Origin of the sequence: Priestia flexa (assembly GCF_021441905.1) — a bacterium.
In the GTDB taxonomy this organism is placed as follows: Bacteria; Bacillota; Bacilli; order Bacillales; family Bacillaceae_H; genus Priestia; species Priestia flexa.
Genome location: NZ_CP090431.1, coordinates 1,987,732 through 2,006,399, shown reverse-complemented (window position 1 = coordinate 2,006,399; position 18,668 = coordinate 1,987,732). Strand labels below are relative to the sequence as shown.

Annotated in this window: 22 protein-coding genes; 18 read left to right on the top strand and 4 right to left on the bottom strand. The window is 38.5% G+C overall.

Annotated features, from left to right (window positions below):
* The first annotated feature begins 27 nt into the window (after window positions 1-27).
* Window positions 28-570, top strand: a complete 543-nt coding sequence (locus LZP85_RS10345; protein ID WP_119543112.1) for a GrpB family protein — start codon at window positions 28-30, stop codon at window positions 568-570.
* A 33-nt stretch (window positions 571-603) separates the two neighbouring features.
* Entirely contained in the window at window positions 604-1,548 is a 945-nt protein-coding gene (locus tag LZP85_RS10340; protein WP_119543113.1) for an alpha/beta hydrolase, read from the top strand.
* A 38-nt stretch (window positions 1,549-1,586) separates the two neighbouring features.
* Here LZP85_RS10340 and LZP85_RS10335 read toward each other — a convergent pair whose 3' ends face one another.
* Window positions 1,587-1,754, bottom strand: coding sequence for a YflJ family protein (locus LZP85_RS10335; RefSeq protein ID WP_076512373.1), 168 nt, complete (start codon window positions 1,752-1,754; stop codon window positions 1,587-1,589).
* Window positions 1,755-2,149: 395 nt separating this feature from the next.
* Here LZP85_RS10335 and LZP85_RS10330 point away from each other — a divergent pair, with 395 nt between their 5' ends.
* Together LZP85_RS10330 and LZP85_RS10325 are read left to right on the top strand one after the other, a co-directional pair.
* Window positions 2,150-2,689: a hypothetical protein gene (locus LZP85_RS10330; RefSeq protein ID WP_226638926.1), complete on the top strand. Its 540-nt coding sequence runs from the start codon at window positions 2,150-2,152 to the stop codon at window positions 2,687-2,689.
* 66 nt (window positions 2,690-2,755) lie between these two features.
* Window positions 2,756-3,043 carry a hypothetical protein gene (locus LZP85_RS10325; protein ID WP_224840319.1) on the top strand — a complete coding sequence of 96 codons (288 nt, stop codon included), beginning with the start codon at window positions 2,756-2,758 and terminating at the stop codon, window positions 3,041-3,043.
* A gap of 215 nt (window positions 3,044-3,258) precedes the next feature.
* Here the strand turns inward: LZP85_RS10325 and LZP85_RS10320 are convergent, their stop codons facing one another.
* The gene (locus LZP85_RS10320) at window positions 3,259-3,663 is read right to left on the bottom strand and encodes a GNAT family N-acetyltransferase (protein ID WP_182840834.1); all 405 of its coding nucleotides are present in this window, start codon (window positions 3,661-3,663) and stop codon (window positions 3,259-3,261) included.
* A gap of 253 nt (window positions 3,664-3,916) precedes the next feature.
* Between LZP85_RS10320 and LZP85_RS10315 the strand changes: the two genes are divergently transcribed.
* Complete coding sequence (locus LZP85_RS10315; protein WP_119543115.1) at window positions 3,917-4,825, top strand: hypothetical protein; 909 nt, start codon at window positions 3,917-3,919, stop codon at window positions 4,823-4,825.
* A gap of 1 nt (window position 4,826) precedes the next feature.
* Here LZP85_RS10315 and LZP85_RS10310 read toward each other — a convergent pair whose 3' ends face one another.
* Window positions 4,827-5,117, bottom strand: coding sequence for a hypothetical protein (locus LZP85_RS10310; protein WP_025910259.1), 291 nt, complete (start codon window positions 5,115-5,117; stop codon window positions 4,827-4,829).
* Between the two features lie 191 nt (window positions 5,118-5,308).
* Between LZP85_RS10310 and LZP85_RS10305 the strand changes: the two genes are divergently transcribed.
* Together LZP85_RS10305 and LZP85_RS10300 are read left to right on the top strand one after the other, a co-directional pair.
* A complete protein-coding gene (locus tag LZP85_RS10305) occupies window positions 5,309-5,803 on the top strand; it encodes a GyrI-like domain-containing protein (RefSeq protein ID WP_061784859.1) in 495 nt (164 codons plus the stop codon).
* 29 nt (window positions 5,804-5,832) lie between these two features.
* A complete protein-coding gene (locus tag LZP85_RS10300; protein ID WP_025910263.1) occupies window positions 5,833-6,126 on the top strand; it encodes a hypothetical protein in 294 nt (97 codons plus the stop codon).
* A gap of 324 nt (window positions 6,127-6,450) precedes the next feature.
* Here LZP85_RS10300 and LZP85_RS10295 read toward each other — a convergent pair whose 3' ends face one another.
* Window positions 6,451-7,656 carry a DUF418 domain-containing protein gene (locus LZP85_RS10295; protein WP_144593800.1) on the bottom strand — a complete coding sequence of 402 codons (1,206 nt, stop codon included), beginning with the start codon at window positions 7,654-7,656 and terminating at the stop codon, window positions 6,451-6,453.
* A gap of 205 nt (window positions 7,657-7,861) precedes the next feature.
* Here LZP85_RS10295 and LZP85_RS10290 point away from each other — a divergent pair, with 205 nt between their 5' ends.
* The 11 genes from LZP85_RS10290 to LZP85_RS10240 all read left to right on the top strand — a co-directional run bounded on the left by LZP85_RS10290 (window position 7,862) and on the right by LZP85_RS10240 (window position 18,658).
* Window positions 7,862-8,758, top strand: coding sequence for an NAD-dependent epimerase/dehydratase family protein (locus tag LZP85_RS10290; RefSeq protein ID WP_025910265.1), 897 nt, complete (start codon window positions 7,862-7,864; stop codon window positions 8,756-8,758).
* A 105-nt stretch (window positions 8,759-8,863) separates the two neighbouring features.
* Window positions 8,864-9,313 (top strand): OsmC family protein, encoded by a 450-nt coding sequence (locus tag LZP85_RS10285; RefSeq protein WP_025910267.1) that lies wholly within the window; start codon window positions 8,864-8,866, stop codon window positions 9,311-9,313.
* A gap of 451 nt (window positions 9,314-9,764) precedes the next feature.
* Window positions 9,765-12,623 (top strand): 2-oxoglutarate dehydrogenase E1 component, encoded by a 2,859-nt coding sequence (sucA, locus tag LZP85_RS10280; RefSeq protein WP_025910268.1) that lies wholly within the window; start codon window positions 9,765-9,767, stop codon window positions 12,621-12,623.
* Window positions 12,624-12,639: 16 nt separating this feature from the next.
* Entirely contained in the window at window positions 12,640-13,920 is a 1,281-nt protein-coding gene (gene odhB / locus LZP85_RS10275) for a 2-oxoglutarate dehydrogenase complex dihydrolipoyllysine-residue succinyltransferase (protein ID WP_025910269.1), read from the top strand.
* A 235-nt stretch (window positions 13,921-14,155) separates the two neighbouring features.
* The gene (locus tag LZP85_RS10270; RefSeq protein ID WP_119543119.1) at window positions 14,156-14,926 is read left to right on the top strand and encodes an alpha/beta hydrolase; all 771 of its coding nucleotides are present in this window, start codon (window positions 14,156-14,158) and stop codon (window positions 14,924-14,926) included.
* 47 nt (window positions 14,927-14,973) lie between these two features.
* Entirely contained in the window at window positions 14,974-15,174 is a 201-nt protein-coding gene (locus LZP85_RS10265) for a DUF6501 family protein (protein WP_025910272.1), read from the top strand.
* A gap of 229 nt (window positions 15,175-15,403) precedes the next feature.
* Window positions 15,404-15,586 carry a DUF8096 family protein gene (locus LZP85_RS10260; RefSeq protein ID WP_025910273.1) on the top strand — a complete coding sequence of 61 codons (183 nt, stop codon included), beginning with the start codon at window positions 15,404-15,406 and terminating at the stop codon, window positions 15,584-15,586.
* A gap of 229 nt (window positions 15,587-15,815) precedes the next feature.
* Window positions 15,816-16,286 (top strand): inner membrane protein YiaA, encoded by a 471-nt coding sequence (gene yiaA / locus LZP85_RS10255; RefSeq protein WP_025910274.1) that lies wholly within the window; start codon window positions 15,816-15,818, stop codon window positions 16,284-16,286.
* Window positions 16,287-16,419: 133 nt separating this feature from the next.
* Window positions 16,420-16,800, top strand: coding sequence for a DUF4181 domain-containing protein (locus tag LZP85_RS10250; RefSeq protein WP_119543120.1), 381 nt, complete (start codon window positions 16,420-16,422; stop codon window positions 16,798-16,800).
* Between the two features lie 147 nt (window positions 16,801-16,947).
* Window positions 16,948-18,189 carry a dicarboxylate/amino acid:cation symporter gene (locus LZP85_RS10245; protein WP_025910276.1) on the top strand — a complete coding sequence of 414 codons (1,242 nt, stop codon included), beginning with the start codon at window positions 16,948-16,950 and terminating at the stop codon, window positions 18,187-18,189.
* A 127-nt stretch (window positions 18,190-18,316) separates the two neighbouring features.
* Window positions 18,317-18,658: a DUF1033 family protein gene (locus tag LZP85_RS10240; RefSeq protein WP_025910277.1), complete on the top strand. Its 342-nt coding sequence runs from the start codon at window positions 18,317-18,319 to the stop codon at window positions 18,656-18,658.
* Window positions 18,659-18,668: the final 10 nt, after the last annotated feature.

Genomic DNA, 18,668 nt, shown 5'->3' with positions numbered 1-18,668 from the left:
AAAGGATTTTTTAAGAGGAGGCTCGTCATGAGGGAAATAAAGGTAGTGCCGTACAAAACAGAATGGCAAAATCAATATGAAATAGAAAAACGATTATTAGAAGCGATTTTTGGTGCCGAAATTCTTAGTATTCATCATATCGGCAGCACGTCCGTACCTGGCTTAGCAGCAAAGCCGATAATTGATATTTTAGTTGAAGTTAAACAAATTTCGTTGATTCATACATATAATAATGAAATGGTAAAGATGGGCTATGAGTGTAAAGGAGAAAATGGAATAGAAGGAAGACGGTATTTTCAAAAAGGAGGAGAAGATAGAACTCATCATGTTCACATGTATGAACAAGGTCATCCTGAAATAGGTAGACATCTGCGTTTTAGAGACTACTTACGAAAGCATGCTGATGTGGCGTGGGAATATGCCCGTTTAAAACAAGAGCTTGCCAAGAAGTATCAGTTTAATCCAGAAGCATACGTAGAAAGAAAAACGTCTTTTATTCGGAACGTTGATGAGATGGCGTTTGAAAACGATGATGTGCCTTTTATCTCTAAACAGAATCGTGTACAATAACCTTTGTTAGTAAAAGAGAAGGAGAGTGCCCGCTTGAAGCCCGTTATTAAACAAACTCAGGTTTCGAACAGCCGAAGAAAAAAAATGATGTGGATTGGAAGTTTTTCATTAATTTTGCTAGTGATTGTACTATGTATAGCAATTTCAATTTATGTGGGTCTTAGCTTGACCAAAAAAGAGCGACAGCCTGTAACAGAAAATCCAAGTACGTATGGTTTAACATATCGCGATGAAGTATTTACAAGCAGAGATGGAGAAACGAAGCTTAAAGGGTGGGTGATGGAGCCACAAAGTTCTCCGAAAGCTACTATTATTATGTCTCATGGCTACGGAGGAAATCGTCATGATTTAAATGGAGGCTTTCTTCCTTTGAGTAAAAGTTTAATAGAAGCTGGATATCGAGTGGTGACCTTCGATTTTCGAAATGCTGGAGAATCACAAGGAGATCAAACGACAATTGGTGTAAAAGAACAGCTGGATTTACTGGGAGTCATTGATCGAGTGAAAGAAGAAACAGATGAGCCCATTGTTCTATACGGAATTTCAATGGGAGCAGCAACATCACTGTTAGCAGCTGGTCAAGAAGAAGCTGTCCAGGCAGTCATTGCGGACAGTCCGTTTAGTGATTTAAAAACTTATCTCGAGGATAATCTATCAGTATGGTCAAAGCTTCCGGACTTTCCGTTTACGCCACTTACGCTGGCAACGGTTCCGTATATTGCTGATTTAAATCCTGAAGATGCAAGTCCAATACAAGCAGTTGAAGAAATTTATCCTCGTCCTATCTTATTTATCCACAGTAACGGAGATACGGCTATTCCGTATACAGAAAGTCAAAAGATGGTCAAAACACACCCCGATGAATTTGAGCTTTGGGTGCCTAAAGATGTACCGCATGTAAAAGGGTATAGTGAATATCCTACTGAATATGTGAAAAGGGTGACGGAGTTTTTGGATCAATCTTTATCCCTTCAATAACAGCCTTTGAGTGAAAGCTCAAAGGCTGTTATTTTTGTTTATTCAGATGATAAAGGAGCTTGAATTGTGCCATCTTCTACGAGCTCAAGATAGAGATTACGAAGGATATACGTTTTGAAAACCTCAAGCTTTCTTCCCTCAATCTTTGTCACGTTTACTGCTTTTAGTTCTTTAATAAACCAGCCTTTAGAATAAAGATGAGCCATATAAGTTCCCTCCGTAATTAGAATAGAAATGCTTTTATTATCTATGCTGCAGAGTGCTTGAACTATGTGATGAGAAACCGAAAAAGTTTTTTTGAGAAAAAGTGATCCAAGCACAAGAATTGTCCGTTTATCTAGTAAGAACAACTTATTTAAAAAAATTTAAAAGAAGGTGATCCAAACTGATAATGAATTCGTTAGGTAAGTAACGAACGCACTTAGAATAAAAAATTCAAAAGAGTGTGATCCAAATTTAAACTTCATTCGTTAGGCAAGTAACGAATATAGGTCACAGTCAAAAAAGAAAAAATTTTTTAGGAAAAAGTGATCTAAGAATAAAAAAATTTCGTTACGAAAATGTAGAAGAAAAAAACAAAACTAGAGGAGAGTGTTTTTAAATGAAAATCAGCAAAAAATTAATAGCCCCAGTACTAGGTGCATCACTTCTTGTTCCCACGATGGTAAGCGCAGCAGAACCGGCACAAATGCAGCCGACAGTTGTGACACCAGCAGCAGATTTACGTTCCACTCTTGATCAGCTATTGTCTGAACATTTCGTTTTAGCAGTAACTGCAATGACGAAAGCTTATGATGGTGCAGAAGATGCAGATAAAGCGTTTAAAGCACTAGATGAAAACGCAGCTGACATGACGCCAGCTATTGCATCTGTATATGGTGACGAAGGTGCGAGAGAATTTGAGCGAATTTTCAGAGAACACAACAACTATACGGATGATCTTGTAAAAGCTGCGAAAGAAAAAGATGAAAATGCCCGAGCAGAAGCTGAAAAAGAAGTACAGGAATTTGTTGATGAATTTTCAGCTTTCTTAGGAACAGCAACAGAAGGTAAACTTCCTGAAGACGCAGCGAAAGAAGCGGAAGCAGCTGCTCAAGAAAAGCTGAAAAAGTTTGCTGATGAATTTGGAGCATTTTTATGAGCGGCAACTGAAGAAAACCTACCGTCTGACGCAGCGAAAGAAGCCGTGTTAGCACATGAGCAAACAGTGATCAAAACGTTTGAACAATATGCTTCAGGTGACTATGCTGGAAGCTATGACACATTCCGTGAAGGGTATAAGTTAATGTTTGGTGTTGGTCAAGCGCTTGGTGATGCAATCGTTAAGCAATCACCAGACAAACTTGCAGAAACACAAATGCCAACAGATATGCCGAAAACTGGTTTGGGTGGAGCTTCTGAAGCAACAACAAATCCATTAACATTGGTAGTGTTTCGGAGTATGAGCGAAAAACATTTGAAGATAAGAATACAAAAGGAGCTCGCTATTATGTAACAGCTGTTAATGAGTACGGGAAAGAATCTGGTCCTTCTGTGTTAGCAAAATAATAAAAGAAGCTGGAATATCAGTCTTTTCGTTAATAATCTATCCGAACTATTGAAGGTTACCTCCTTTATAGTTCGGATTTTTTGTAGGTTTAGAAAACAAGTAAAAAAGCGAGTGTCTGCAGCGCAATGAAACGAACTTGTTCTCAAAAACCTAACTATTTTTTATATGAGTGATTTCGTCATATAGTAGTTTGTATACGCAATCTCTTGCACTTTCTTTAGCTGCTTCTTAACAATATGAAAGCCACGCACTTCAAAAAATGGTTCCGCTGTAATGCTAGCTTCTGTTTGAAGAGCAGTGAGGCCGAGAGTATAGGCTCTTTCTTCTACTGCTTTCAACAGTGCAGTAGCAACGCCTTGGCGCTGAAAGTTTTTATGTACATATAATAAGTCGATTAAACCATCATCTTTCATGGTAATAAATCCAACGATATACGTTTGGATAGTGGCGACGAACGTAACATCTTGTTCTAAGCGATTTATCCAGCCTGCTTGACCTGACCAGATATCAAGCTGCTCAGTTGAATAGTGCTCGCGGTTAATCGTTTTAATCGTTTGTTGAAACAAATCTAATAAAATATCTGCATCAGCTTATTAAGCGAGTTGAGTCGCTAGAAGCAGCGAAAATGAAAGAAGATAAAGTAAACGAAAATCTTTGAGAAGCGTATTGGAAATCCTGTACGCTTTTTTAATGGGCATTTCTTGGTTTTTATTATCTTATTTTTCGGAATAAAAAAAGTTTTTTAGGGAATTGATAAAAATATGAAACTTTTTCTAATTTGTCACGTTTAATAAGGTAGTAGAAAAAGGGGGGATGAACGTGGCACCAACGAAAACAACGTATCTAAGAGATTTATGCTTAATGTATCAAGAGGCAAGTTTTTATGCAACATCCATTCCACGTTCATGCGAAAAAGCGGCCGTAAAATATTTTCAAATGAAAAAGCAAGAAAAGGTAATTGCATACTTAGATACGTCTTTAATCGGATTTTATGGTAAGAGAGGATTTTACTTAACGACCGACGGACTTTATTGGAAGTGTTGGCGTAAAAAGAAAGGATCGATAAGCTGGAATGAGTTTCAACAGCTTACATCTATCTCCCTCAGAGGAGAACATATTATCTGCTTTAATGATAAAGAGATTTTTCACCTAAATGAAAATGCATATTCTGCTAAGAAGTTAGTAGACTTATTGCAAAAAATTCAGCAGCTATTGTGTCACCATTCACACGAATTTATGTGCAGAGAACATACATATCCATCAATTTCGTTAGAAGAATTAACATCGATTTGCGCATCTTTTCAAGAGCATAACCCGCTACTAAAAGCAGAGCAAGTGTTGGCAACAACAGATCAGCTAGGCATAGAAATGACCAAGGAAATTAAAAACCGCTTACCTGTAGCCAAAACAAATCACATTGTTGCGCATTTAAGTACATATCCCCATCAAAAAACCGAAGGAATTACGATATGTGCAGAGGGAATTTATTTTTCAAAGTCGTTTACAACGCTCTACTATCCATGGAACCTCTTTCGATATGTTCCAATATCAGTAGGGGCTGAGGAGCTTCGAGTGGCCAATAAGTACTCGTTATCATTAAATCATGCGTTTATGTCAAGTGGTGAAGTGATGTCATTCTTAAAACAAATTAAGCGCCATATTCACAAAACCTATGAAAAAGACAATACGAGAAAAATTGATAAACAAACGTTAAGTCTATTTGTATAAGCTAGCAATTAGCCATGTGAAGGAAAATTTCTTTAATTGAAGCTGGCAGATGAAGGTTACAATATAGTTCATAGATTGAATCGGCGTTATGGTCATATGAAGCCCAATATTTCTTTTCCTTTTTCAGGTAAATAGAAAAAGAAATAACTTGCTGTTTGGTTTGACTTGTTTTTAAGGAGATATGAATAACCGGGTTAGTAATCGTATATTCAGTATAAAGCTCTTCTGGAAAATGCTCTATAGCAGTGAGCTCACTATGCTTAATAATGTTCGCTAGTTCAATAAGTTTCATCAGTTCACCTCTATCGATTTACTCGTTTGTATCCTATACCTATTGAAGAAACTTTAAAAATAGACTCTTTTTTTATAAGAAGAGTGAACTTGACTAGTTGACGTTTTGTCTGAATACAAATAAAATTCATATAAAGAAGTAATTCCCTCATTTAGAGATTAAAAGAGTTTGGAAGTGACAGGGGGGTCGTCATGTTGGCGAATGTAGTGGTAGACCAGCGGAAGGTTTATATTGATGAGCTAACCGTAGTTGGGGTTCCAATTCGTACAACGGATCGGGCAGAAGAAAAAGGAACGGGGACAATTCCAGCCCATTGGGACATGTTTTACAAGCAACAAATGGCAAATAAAATTGCTAATAAGGTAACTGGAAAGATGTTTGCGTTATATACAGATTATGAAGCGTCGAATCCGATTGAATTTACGTTTGCACTTGGATATGAGGTCACACCAGGTGGAGAGTTAAGAGAAGAAATGCGAGAGTTTACTATTCCTGCTGGTGAATATATGGTGTTTACAACTGCTATCGGTCCGGCGAAGAAAGTAGTTTTAGATGCTTGGTCGTATATATGGGAGTGGTCGAATAGAAACGAGCGAGCGTTCGTTTTGGATTTTGAGCTATATGATGAGCGCTGCATTGACCCTAATTTCAGTCAGGTTGATATTTACGTCTCGATAAAATCGTAGTCGTTTTAAATGTCTAAAGGAGTAAAGTTGTGATTAGCAATGATTTATTACAAGCGTTAAAGGATGGGTATAAACAAAGAATTAAATGGGTATTTGCCGTTCAGCTTACTTTGTTTTTAGTTGTTGCTACTTTGCTTATTATCAGCTTCATAACAAAGTTTACCGTAAGTCAGCTTAGCTTTATTTTAGCCTGTGTAAGTGCAAGCTCATTTCTTTCTGCAATCGAACATATTATTTTAAAACGAGAGAAGTGGCAGTGGACATTTGAATTCATTCTTTCACTTTTCTTTTTAGGCCTTGCTTTGTTTTTCTTTCTTCATTAATAAAAAGAGGCTGAGACATAAGTAGTTCAGCCCGACTATACCTGACCGATTGAGAGTTCACAACTTTTAATCGGTCAGGTTTTTTGTTGATTGGGAAAAACCAGTTTGGAAACAGGGTGGAATGGAGCGTAGGACACTCGACTCCTGCGAGAAATAGAGGGAAAACTGAGATCCCGCAGCGCAGCGAGGAGCTCAGGTTCCTCCCCGCGGAAAGCGAGTGGCCGTAGCGCAATGGAACGAACGTGTTCAGACGAACCAAAGAGATGGGAACAGCTATTGTTCGTCTTTTAGAAGCAATCATTGTGTTATGTCCGACCCTCTTTTTTAGCTTGCTTTTGATTGGCGTCTAAGAGGAGAAATATGTCCATAAGTGAACGTACGCCATAGCCATTCCATAGGGCCAAACTGAAACGAGTTAAACCACGCTTTGCTCCATGCTGCTTGAGCAATAAAGATCACGATGGCAATTGCTGTACCCAAGCTCAAACTAACGTGATTGTATAAGTTGAAAATGTTAAATAAAGTAAAACAGATAACGGTTTGCGCCAAATAATTAGTTAAAGCCATGCGACCGACAAATTGAAGCCAGCTAAGTCGCTTTTTCCAAGCATCTAACTGCAGTAATCGAGTTAAAGTAGCCATATAGAAAAAGCAAAGAGAAAATCCACTTAGGTTTTTAAAGAGATCAGTAGCAGCCGATTTGTACACACCGACATCCCATAGGCCTTGCAGTAATAAAAATAAGCATATAACAAAAGGGATGCTTAGGGTACCGGTTACTATCTGCACCTTTTTAATAAAAGGAGCGTAAGCAGAACCTTCAAAAATCCCTTTTTTCCCAGCATATAAGCCGAACAAAAAGAACGCAAACACGGGTATTAGCGTAAATGGAATATTAATCAAAATTGGAATGACCTCAACTTTTATTCGGTAAGAAAGCCATTCTAGGTAAGGAGCGCTTTCATACATATAAATGTATGTGGGCAGCACATCATCTGCATTTCCTAGTCCAAGTTCGTCCATCATATCAACTGGAATGAAAAAAGTCATGGATAGAAGAGCTAAATAAATAGCTAACAGACTGAAAGCCCATTTAATGAGAGTTTTAGGCATGCGGTTATAAAAAGCTACTAATAAAAAGCCTCCAACTGCGTAAAGGTGTAGAATGTCTCCAAACCATAAAAAAATTAAATGAAGCAACCCAATGATTAATAGAATAGAAGCTCTTCTAAAAAATAAGCTTTTCATCCGTAATCCCTTTGCTTCAGCTCGCTTCATAAACAAATAGAAACCTACTCCAAATAAAAATGAAAAAATGGTAAAAAATTTAACTTGAACAAAAAGCTGCAGAAATGCATATACAACTGCGTCTAGGCCTTCATAGGGTACGTCTACACTGTATAGCTGATTGATGAAATTAGGTGAATGAAAAGCGGGCATATTGACGAGCAAAATGCCAAATAGCGCAAAACCTCGAATGACATCTAACATAATGATTCGCTCACTTGGTTTAATCGGTGAACCTTTCAATCATGATTCAACTCCTTTTCAATTAATAATGTAGCGCAAAAGTCTACGGTTTTACATAACAATATGGCTATCTTATCATGAACAAATAAAAAAAATGACAAAATATCCATTGAAAATGATAAAAAAGTTTCACAACTAAAAAGTGCGCAACTATGGATAATAATGGTATGATAAGAAAGAAGATATTATGAAAGGTGGAGAAAAGATGAAAACAGCACTTGTTTTAGGCGGTACACGTTTTTTTGGCACGAATCTCGTTGAAGAATTGCTCGCGAAAAAAGTACAGGTTACCATTGCAAACCGTGGACAGCGTGAAGATTCGTTTGGTGATCGAGTAGAGCGAATTAAGTTGGATCGCGTTGAGAAACAATCCATTATAGAAGCAACACGCGGGCGCAAGTGGGATGTGGTTTTTGATCAAATTTGCTATTCATCTCATGGCGCTTTAGTAGCTGTAGACGCTTTTCGAGATAGTACAAACCACTATGTACTAACATCTACCTTATCTGTATATGGCTCTTCAAAAGAACATTTTCACGAAGAAGATTTTGATCCATATACGTACCCAATATCGTATGCTAGAAAAGAAAATATCTCTTATCAAGAAGGAAAGCGACAAGCTGAAGCCGTACTCTTTCAAAAAGCACCTTTTTCAGTAACTGCTGTACGCATTCCGATTGTATTAGGTGATAATGATTATACGAATCGTCTTCGCTTTCATATTGATAAGGTGATGCATCAAGAAGAAATAGGTTTTCCTGATATTGATGCACAGCTCAATTTTATTTCACGAGAAGAAGCCGGAGCGTTTTTAGCATGGTGCGGAGAGCAAAAGCTAAAAGGACCGATTAATGCATGCTCTAACGGCGTCATTTCGCTAAAAGAGTTAATGAGTTTAATAGAAACTGAAACAAACCAGCAGGCGAAAATTACGAAAAGAGTAACGGATGAGAACGCGTCACCTTATGGGCTAGATCATTCGTGGACCATGAGCAATGAAAAGGCTAGTTTTTGGGGATATGAATTCTCTGATGTGCGCCAATGGCTGCCGCCTTTAATTAAGAAAAAAGTAGCTGAAGCAAAAATTGTTCCGTTATATTAAGAAAAGACTGCGGGTTCGTAGTCTTTTTTTGATGAGCAAAATGATGTTAACATACCAACAGTGGCGTTATACTAGAAGTAATTATAATGAAGGAAGTGGAACAAAGTGGCGAAGCATCATTTTCATTTAAACGCAAATTGGCCAGGAGGACGCAATGAAGTAGGCGAAATTCATTCTGGTCAGTTAAAAACACAAATCTCAATCCCACCAGAAATGGATGGACCTGGAATCGGTACAAATCCTGATGAAATGCTGCTTGGAGCAGCTGCAACATGCTATATTATTACGCTTGCTGCAATGCTTGAAAGAAGCGGTATTTCGCAAGCAGCTCTTACAATGGATTCAGAAGCAGTCGTGGACGTCACCAAAGGTGTGTTTACCTATGAAAAAATCATTCACCGTCCACATGTTGTGTTAGATTCAAAGGACATGGAGAAAAAAAGTCGCGTGCAGCGCCTCATGGAAAAAGCGGAGACCTCCTGCATGATTTCACGAGCAATTCAAGGGAACGTAAAAATTGAATTAGAAGGTACGATAGAAGAAAAAGAAGCTTAATTCAATGTAAGCTTCTTTTTTTTCGTTTGACGAGCAAAACTATGACTGAAAGAAATGAGAGTTATAGCGTCTAGTTATTATATCTGAAATTTAATTTTAGGCAATTAATTTGTATGGATAGTTGTGTGATAACCAATCATTAAGACTTATTTTGATAAGTAATTCACTTTACTTATAAAGCGCTTTCAAAAAGTCGTAAGACTATTAAAAAAGTAAAAAAAATTAAAGAAATATAGCGATTTCATTTTGATTGACAGGCTTAACAGTGGTAAAATAGAGACAGATATCAAATACAAGTACTGGAAGAACATCCAGCTTGTAAAGATGTCTGACCATAAGGCAATCAGTATTTTGAAAATGCGAAATCAATCACTTTTAGTACTTTAATTCTAGTAAGACATTAAAAGTTGAATAAAGATTTCACTTATTATAACTCGTTGGGGGTTTTTAAATGGGTAACGAAACGTCAAACAGAGGTGAGCCTTGGAAAGGGTTTTTGGGCCCAAACTATGGCTATGTATTAGAACAGTATGAGTTATATGAAGAAAAGTCGGATTTAGTAGATCCAGAACTAAAAGAACTATTTGATTATTGGGGTGCACCGCCATTGCTTGATAGCAGCTATGCTGAAGCGGGAGATACACAGCCTGTTCCAGCAGCTAATACGGCTAAGATTGCCGCTGCCATTAAGCTAGCAGAAAATATTCGTGCATACGGTCATTTATATGCATCAATCAAACCGTTAGAAAGCGGTAAGAAAGATCCTGTGCTTCTACATCTAGAAGACTATGGATTATCAAAGGAAGATTTAAAAGCAGTACCGGTTGAAATTCTTTGCGCAAATGCGCCTGCACATGTAAAGGATGGTCTGGCTGCAATTGAGTATTTAACCGATGTATACACGAAGACAATGGCGTTTGAATTCCATCATGTACATAACATGGAGGAGAATAAGTGGCTTACTGAAATGGTGGAGTCAGGAGCAATTTTTCAACCTCTTTCTGATGAAAAGCGTATTTCAGTATTAAAGCGTCTAACGGAAGTAGAAGGATTTGAGCAATTTCTACATCGTACATTTGTCGGACAAAAACGATTCTCAATTGAAGGCGTAGATATGCTTATTCCATTAATTGATGAGCTAGTTGCACGCTCTGTCGAAAAAAGTCCGAAAACAGTTAATATTGGAATGGCGCACCGCGGACGTCTAAATGTGTTAGCACATGTACTAGGCAAGCCGTATGAAATGATTTTTGCTGAGTTCCAACATTCACCGAATAAAGAGCTTGTACCATCTGAGGGTTCAATCGGCATTAACTATGGTTGGACAGGAGACGTAAAATATCACTTAGGTGCAGATAAGCAAATTAAAGCTGAAAACACAGTTCGAGCTCGTTTGACATTGGCAAGTAACCCGAGTCATTTGGAATTCGTTAATCCAGTTGTGGAAGGGTTTACAAGAGCTGCTCAGGACGATCGCCAAACAAACGGTTATCCAAAGCAAGACATCACGAAATCTTTTGCGATTCTAATTCACGGTGACGCAGCGTTTCCAGGTGAAGGAATTGTTCAAGAAACGCTAAACTTAAATCAGCTTTCTGGGTACCAAACGGGTGGAACTATTCATATTATCGCTAACAATATGATTGGATTTACAACGGAAAGCGTAGACTCTCGTTCAACGAAATACGCGAGCGATCTAGCAAAAGGATTCGAAATTCCGATTGTCCATGTAAACGCAGACGATCCAGAAGCATGTCTGGCAGCGGCTTACTTTGCATATGAGTATCGTCGCCGCTTTAATAAAGACTTTTTAATTGATCTGATTGGATATCGTCGATTTGGTCACAATGAAATGGATGAGCCATTTGTAACGCAGCCGAAGATGTATGAAATCATTACAAAGCGTCCAACGGTTCGTGCGCTTTACGCTGAACAATTGGAGAAAGCACAAGTGGTTACTAAAGAACAAGTGAATGAAATCAGTGAGCAACTTCAAAAGAAATTGCAGACTGCTTATGATAAAGTACCACCAAAAGCAGAAAAGCGTCATCAAATTATGGAAATGCCAAAAGCAGTATTTAATGGTATTCCAACTTTAGATACGTCTGTGCCAAAAGAAGAGCTTTTAGAAATTAACCGAGAGCTTGTGACGTATCCAGAAGATTTTAAAGTATTTCCAAAATTAGACCGTATTTTGTCAAAACGTGCGAAAGCGTTTGAAGAAAATGGTAAAGCAGATTGGTCACTAGGTGAAGCATTTGCATTTGCAAGCATTTTACGTGACGGTACGCCAATTCGTATCACAGGACAAGACTCAGAACGTGGAACATTCGCTCATCGTCACCTTGTATTGCATGACTATGAGACAGGGGATGTATACTCACCACTGCACACAATGAAGAACGTAAGCGCTTCCTTTGATATTCGTAACAGTCCTCTTTCTGAAGGGTCAGTGTTAGGATTTGATTACGGATATAATGTGTTTGCACCAGAAACACTTGTGATTTGGGAAGCTCAGTTCGGAGACTTTGCAAATGCTGGTCAGGTTATCATTGATCAATTCATTTCAGCAGGTCGCGCGAAGTGGGGACAAAAATCAGGTATGGTTCTCTTACTTCCACACGGACATGAAGGCCAAGGTCCAGAACATTCAAGCGCAAGATTAGAACGTTTCTTACAGCTAGCTGCTGAAAATAACTGGACGGTGGCAAACGTAACGAGCGCGGCGCAATATTTCCACTTATTACGTCGTCAAGCGGCTGTTTTGAAAAAAGAAGAGGTGCGTCCACTTGTTGTAATGGCACCAAAAAGCTTGCTTCGAAGTGCGTTTAGTGTATCAAATATGGAAGAGTTCACAAACGGTTCTTTCCGCTTAGTTGTCGAACAACCAAACTTAGGTGAAAAAACAGAAGAAGTTGAGCGTATCGTTTTATGCAGCGGTAAAATTAGCGGAGATTTAACAGATCGCATCCAAAAATCTGATAAGTCGCTAGATTGGTTACACGTACTACGCCTTGAGCAGATCTATCCATTCCCAAGACGAGTTGTAGCTGATTTATTTGCTAAATATCCAAACTTAAAAGAAATTGCGTGGATGCAAGAAGAGCCTGAGAATATGGGTGCATGGAATTATGTTGAGTCTAAGCTTCGCGAAGTAGCACCTGAAGGCGTGAGCGTTGATTACATTGGACGTAGAAGACGTTCAAGCCCAGCAGAAGGAGACCCAACCACTCATAGACAAGAGCAAGAGCGTATATTACAAGAAGCATTAACGAAAACACAAATCGCTAATGATGTAGTGACACGATAAGGAAGGGGAATGAACAATGGGAGAAATTAAAGTACCGGAATTAGCAGAATCAATTTCAGAGGGAACAGTAGCACAGTGGCTTAAGCAGGTAGGAGACTTTGTTGAAAAAGGCGACTATATCGTTGAATTAGAAACTGACAAAGTAAACGTTGAGATTACAGCGGAAGATTCAGGCGTACTAACGGAGCTTCTAGCAGGTGAAGGAGATACGGTTCAAGTGGGGGAAACAATTGCTCGCTTAGCAGCCGATGGTCAAGCGCCAGCGCCAAAAGCAGAAGTGAAGGAAGAAGTAAAAGTAGAAGAGCCTGTTCAACAAAAAGAAGCAAAAGAAGAGGTAGCACCTGCGGCAGAAGCGAAGGAAGAGGTTCCGCAAAAGCAGTGGTTAATTGCATCTCCAGCTGCGCGTAAAGCTGCAAGAGAGCGAGGCATTAAGCTTGACGAAGTGCCAACGGCAGATCCGTTAGGCCGCGTTCGCAAGCATGATATCGATTCATTTGCTAGCCAAAAAACAGCAGAGCAAAAAGCTGATGCAAAAGCTCAAAGTGCTCGTCAATCTAAGCCGGTACCTTCTCCAACAGTAAGTGAGAACAGTGATAAACCAGTTGAACGTGTACGCATGTCACGCCGTCGTCAAACGATTGCAAATCGCTTAGTTGAAGTACAGCAAACGGCTGCGATGTTAACAACATTTAACGAAGTTGATATGACAGCTGTTATGGAACTTCGTAAGCGTCGTAAAGACAAATTCTTTGAACAGCATGATGTAAAACTTGGCTTTATGTCATTCTTTACAAAAGCCGTTGTAGCAGCGCTGAAAAAGTATCCATTATTAAATGCTGAAATTCAAGGCAACGAGCTTGTTATTAAAAAGTTCTATGATATCGGTATTGCCGTATCTGCGCCGGATGGGCTTGTTGTACCAGTTGTTCGTGATGCAGACCGCAAAACGTTTGCAGGTATTGAAGGAAGTATCCTTGAGCTTGGGAAAAAAGCGCGTGACAATAAGCTAGCTCTAGGTGACCTGCAGGGAGGAACATTTACGATTACAAACGGTGGAGTATTCGGTTCATTAATGTCAACGCCAATCTTAAATGGTCCACAAGTAGGGATTCTAGGAATGCACAAAATACAGACTCGTCCAGTTGCAATTGACGAAGACCGTATTGAAAACCGTCCAATGATGTATATTGCCTTATCTTATGATCACCGCATTGTTGATGGAAAAGAAGCCGTTGGTTTCCTAGTAACAGTGAAAGAACTGTTAGAAGATCCAGAAACATTATTATTAGAAGGTTAATGAAAAACGAGGCTGGGACATAAGTATTTTAGTCAATAATCTATCCGAACTATTGAGAGTTAACGACTCTTTTATAGTTCGGATTTTTTGTTGATAATGAAGCGCTAGAGACATACTCTGATGTTTTTTGACAATTCTGTAAAAAATAAAAACCCAGTTGACTTATAGGAATTATAGGTGTATTATATAAATAATCAATCTTGTCAGAAAATTTGAGCGTAAAGGGTGAAGAATAATGGAACGTTATGATGTTATTCAAGGAGCGGAAGCTTTTTATCATAAAGGGAATGAAGTTGGTATTTTAGTCTCTCACGGATTTATGGGAACGCCACAAAGCATGGAACATATCGGCCAAGGCTTGGCAGCTAAAGGCTATACGGTTTATGGAATTCGTCTAACGGGCCATGGAACTCACTATCGAGATATTGAACAGGCAACCTATGAAAATTGGAAAGCAGACTTTTTAGAAGGCTATCGCTTTTTAAAAGAAAGATGTGAGCACGTCTTCATCCTAGGGCAATCGATGGGCGGAACGTTAACCTTTCATACCGCAAGTCAAGGATTAGACCTGTCAGGCGTAATTGCTATTAACCCAGCAATGAATTCAATTCCTTCAATGAAAGCTTACAGAAATGCACATACACTTCGCTATGTAAAAGAAGATAAGCCGGATATCAAAGATCCTAACGTACATGAAATTACGTATGATAAGGTACCCGTTCGTTCAATGCGCGAGCTATTATCTTTAATGGATGAAGCGGAGGAACGCTTATCTTACGTAACGTGCCCAGCGCTAGTTTTAACATCCACAGTCGATCATGTTGTACCACCAAGCAACTCAGCTTATATTCTGGAGCATATTCGTTCAAAAACAGCTCATCAAGTTATGCTTCCTAATTCGTATCATGTAGCGTCCATGGACTATGATAAAGACCAAATTATTCAACATACGGCACGTTTTGTTAAAGCGACAGTTGCGAAAAAAAAAGCAGTTGGGGTAAAATGAACGAAGGGCAAAGTTAACGTCCAATCGTTCAAAAGGAGAGACCAAATATGATTCATTTAGAGTGGAATGATCGTCCAACCATCAAACAAGTAAAATGTGTACATACGAATGCGAAAAAGTACATGGTAGAAAACGTGCTAACAGCAGGAAAAGTATACGATGTAAAAAATGAAACGGAAGAGTTTTACTTTGTAGTCGACAACACAGGTCAAGTTGGTGGCTTTTACAAAGAATATTTTGAAGCGTAAGATGAAAACCACTGCGGATGCGGTGGTTTTTTTATGAGTGTGTGTCAACGCATCTAAGTATCTAAAAAAACTATATTCTAAATAATAAACATAAAGTAAAACCAGCAGCTAAGAACAAGTGTATGCTGTAGGTAGCTACTCCGAGAGAAAATAAAGAAGGCGTCTTTTATTCTTAAATTAATATTGGTATGATATAGAAGCAATCTCAAATGAAATCGGAGTGTTTAAGGTGGAAGAAAAAGAAGGTTTATATGCCAATATTGATCTGGACAAAGTATATGAATACAAAGATCTCCCTGATAAAGTTGCGGGTCGCTGCGACAACTGCGAGAGCGTTCATTTTAAAAGTAGTGTAGGAGAAGGGAAATTTTTGCGAGAATGCGTTAGCTGTGGCATGAAAAAGAATATTTAAGCGTTAAAAGCGTCGTACGTAGAAAAGAGATGGCTCATGAAGCTGTTTCTTTTTTTGTATAAAAAACAGAAGTGTATTTATTTATTTATTTATTTATTTTGAGCATAAAGTCTTATTAAAAGATGACAAAAATACCTATTAATTTAACCTATTTTCTATATAATGGTATAAGTGAACGTACAATCGCGTATTTGTTTAGATTAAGAGAGAAGAGGAGGCGAAAACCTAAATGGCGAATGAGCATGAACTATTTCCAGAGAAGCGAAACCAAGATGAGCCAAAGGTTAAGGTAGAACGAAAAGAAGGAGAGCCAACTTCAGCTTTTAAAGGAGCATCTTGGGGAGCGCTACTGATTGGAGTTGTAGCTTACTTGGTTGGATTATTTAACGCAACGATGGAGCTAAATGAAAAAGGCTACTATTTTGCTGTTTTAGTATTTGGACTTTATTCAGCGGTATCTCTTCAAAAAGCCGTTCGAGACAAAGAGGAAGATATCCCTGTTACAGGTATTTATTATGGAATTAGCTGGTTTGCACTTATTGTATCGATTTCATTAATGGTTATTGGTTTATATAACGCAGGTAGTATTACGCTAAGCGAAAAAGGCTTCTACGGCATGTCATTTGTGTTGAGCTTGTTTGCAGTAGTGACAATTCAAAAAAATATTCGAGATACGCAACGAGCAAAAGAGCGAGATTAATAGCTCTTTTGCGTACATAGAACCCTCTGCTTTTTATTTTGAAAGCGGAGGGTTTTTTATACAAATAATTACATTTAACTCTTTAATTATGATATTATCTTAATATACTACAGCTTGCTAAAGGGGAATTTAAATGAGTTCTGAGGGTTTAATAGGTGTCATTCTTCTTTTTATACTTTACTTTTCAATTAGCCATTACTATTTGAAAAAGAGGTTAAATATTCAAGAAAAGCGTGTAAGTCTGTTTTCCAAAGATAGAAAGAGGCTGTATAGGGTGATTGAAGGTATCATAGTAGTATTGTTCATTTATTTTCTTGGTGTTGTCACGTTTTCAGAGAGAAGCGATGAGTTTCCCATCTGGATTCGAGCACTGCCAGTGTGTGGCTTTTTTATTTTAGTAGATACTTTGCGAGGAATTGAGCATTGGATGACTGATAAAGAGTCAAAGAGCTATGTTTATGAATTCCTTGGAGTAGTATTTATGCTAGCACTGCTTGTTATCATATCTTTATAATTATTTGGAAAAGTCGGAAGTATACAATTTGTTAAAAGGGGCTAAAGCTGGATTGACCAATTTTAAAACTATAGTAAAATCAAAAAAGTGACAGCGCGCATGCTGTCGCTTTTTTTTGTGAGCGTTTTAATTAGAAGGAGGATGTTTATGTACGCGTTAAAACCATATCGCTTTCCGCTCATTTTACTAGCATCTATTTTTGCTGGTGGAGCAGTAGGGTTCTTTGCTGGAGAGAAAGCAGAAGTGTTAAAGCCACTAGGGGACATTTATTTAAACTTAATGTTTATGGTTGTTGTGCCGCTCGTGTTTTTTAGCATTGCAGCAGCCGTATCAAACACTGCGAATATGAATCGCTTTGGAAAAATCATTGGCTCAATGTTTGGCGTTTTTATTTTGACTGGCATTATTTCATCTTTATTAATGCTTTTTGCAGTTAAGGCATTTTTATCAGTTGATGCGTCACCAATTACAATTGAAAAGCCAGATCAGGTAGAAAATATTAATATTGCCGATCAGTTTGTACAAGCATTTACAACGTCTGACTTTGTGGATTTACTGTCTCGTGAACATATGCTTGCACTTATTGTTTTTGCCGTACTTTTAGGATTATCAGCAACGCTAATTGGTGAAGCTGGAAAGCCGTTTGTGAAAGTACTACAATCAGGTTCACAGGTGTTTATGAAAATGGTAACGCTTGTGATGTACGTGGCACCAATTGGGTTATTTGCTTACTTCGCGTCGTTAGTTGGTGTATTTGGTCCTGATTTATTAGGAACGTATGCAAAAGCAGTAGCCGTATATTACCCGGTAGCTCTTTTATACTTCTTTGTTGGCTTTACGCTTTATGCCTTTTTAGCAGGAGGAAAAGAAGGGATCGTTCGTTTTTGGAAAAATATCTTAACGCCAGCGGTTACGGCTTTAGGGACAGGGAGCAGCGTAGCCAGCGTGCCTGTTAACCTAGAGGCAGCTAAACAAACGGGCGTTCCAAAAGATGTGCGAGAAACGGTCATTCCAATTGGAGCAACCGTACATATGGACGGGTCTTGCTTGGCTGCAATCTTAAAAATTTCATTTGCCTTTACGCTATTCGATATGGATTTCAGCGGCATCGATACGTTTGTGAAAGCCGTTGTTGTTGCTATTTTATGTGGTGTTGTCATTGCGGGTCTACCGAGCGGAGGCGCAGTTGGTGAGATGTTGATTTTAACGATGTTTGGCTTGCCAATTGAAGCACTTCCGGTTATGGCCGCGCTAGGCATGATTGTCGATCCACCTGCAACAATGGTGAACGTAACGGGAGATAACGTATCTTCTATGCTTGTGTCACGCATTGTAGAAGGTAAAGGTTGGCTGAAAAAACAAATAGATACAAAGCGAATCGCTTCGTAGCAAACGTGAAAGCGCATCAGCTCAAAGATAGCTGGTGCGCTTTTAGCGTATTACTTGATTCGAGGGTGTTTTTCTTGAATAATAAAAGAGTAAGCATCCTGCAAGAAGAAGTAAGGAGCGAAGTATTATGAATGAAAAATGGAAAGTCCATAAAATTAAAACTGACTGTGAACCGTGGCTTTTTCTAGATGGTTGGGAAAAAGACATTATTGAAACGATTGAATTCGACCATAAAAAAGAAGCGCTTGAGCATTATACAAGGCTTATTCATGAACATCAAGCGAGTTATCGCCACGTTCATATGAAAAAGCTATCTCTTTTTACCTTTTGGAATGACTGTGAGAAAGAGTTTTGTGAAGCGTGTGATGATGATCTTCAAATTTTCCACGGCGTCTTGTTTATGAAAGGTGAAGACGTATATGATCTAAATGAAAACGAGGAAGGCTTTTCGTTTCTGCAAATGAAATAACCTTTTCTTC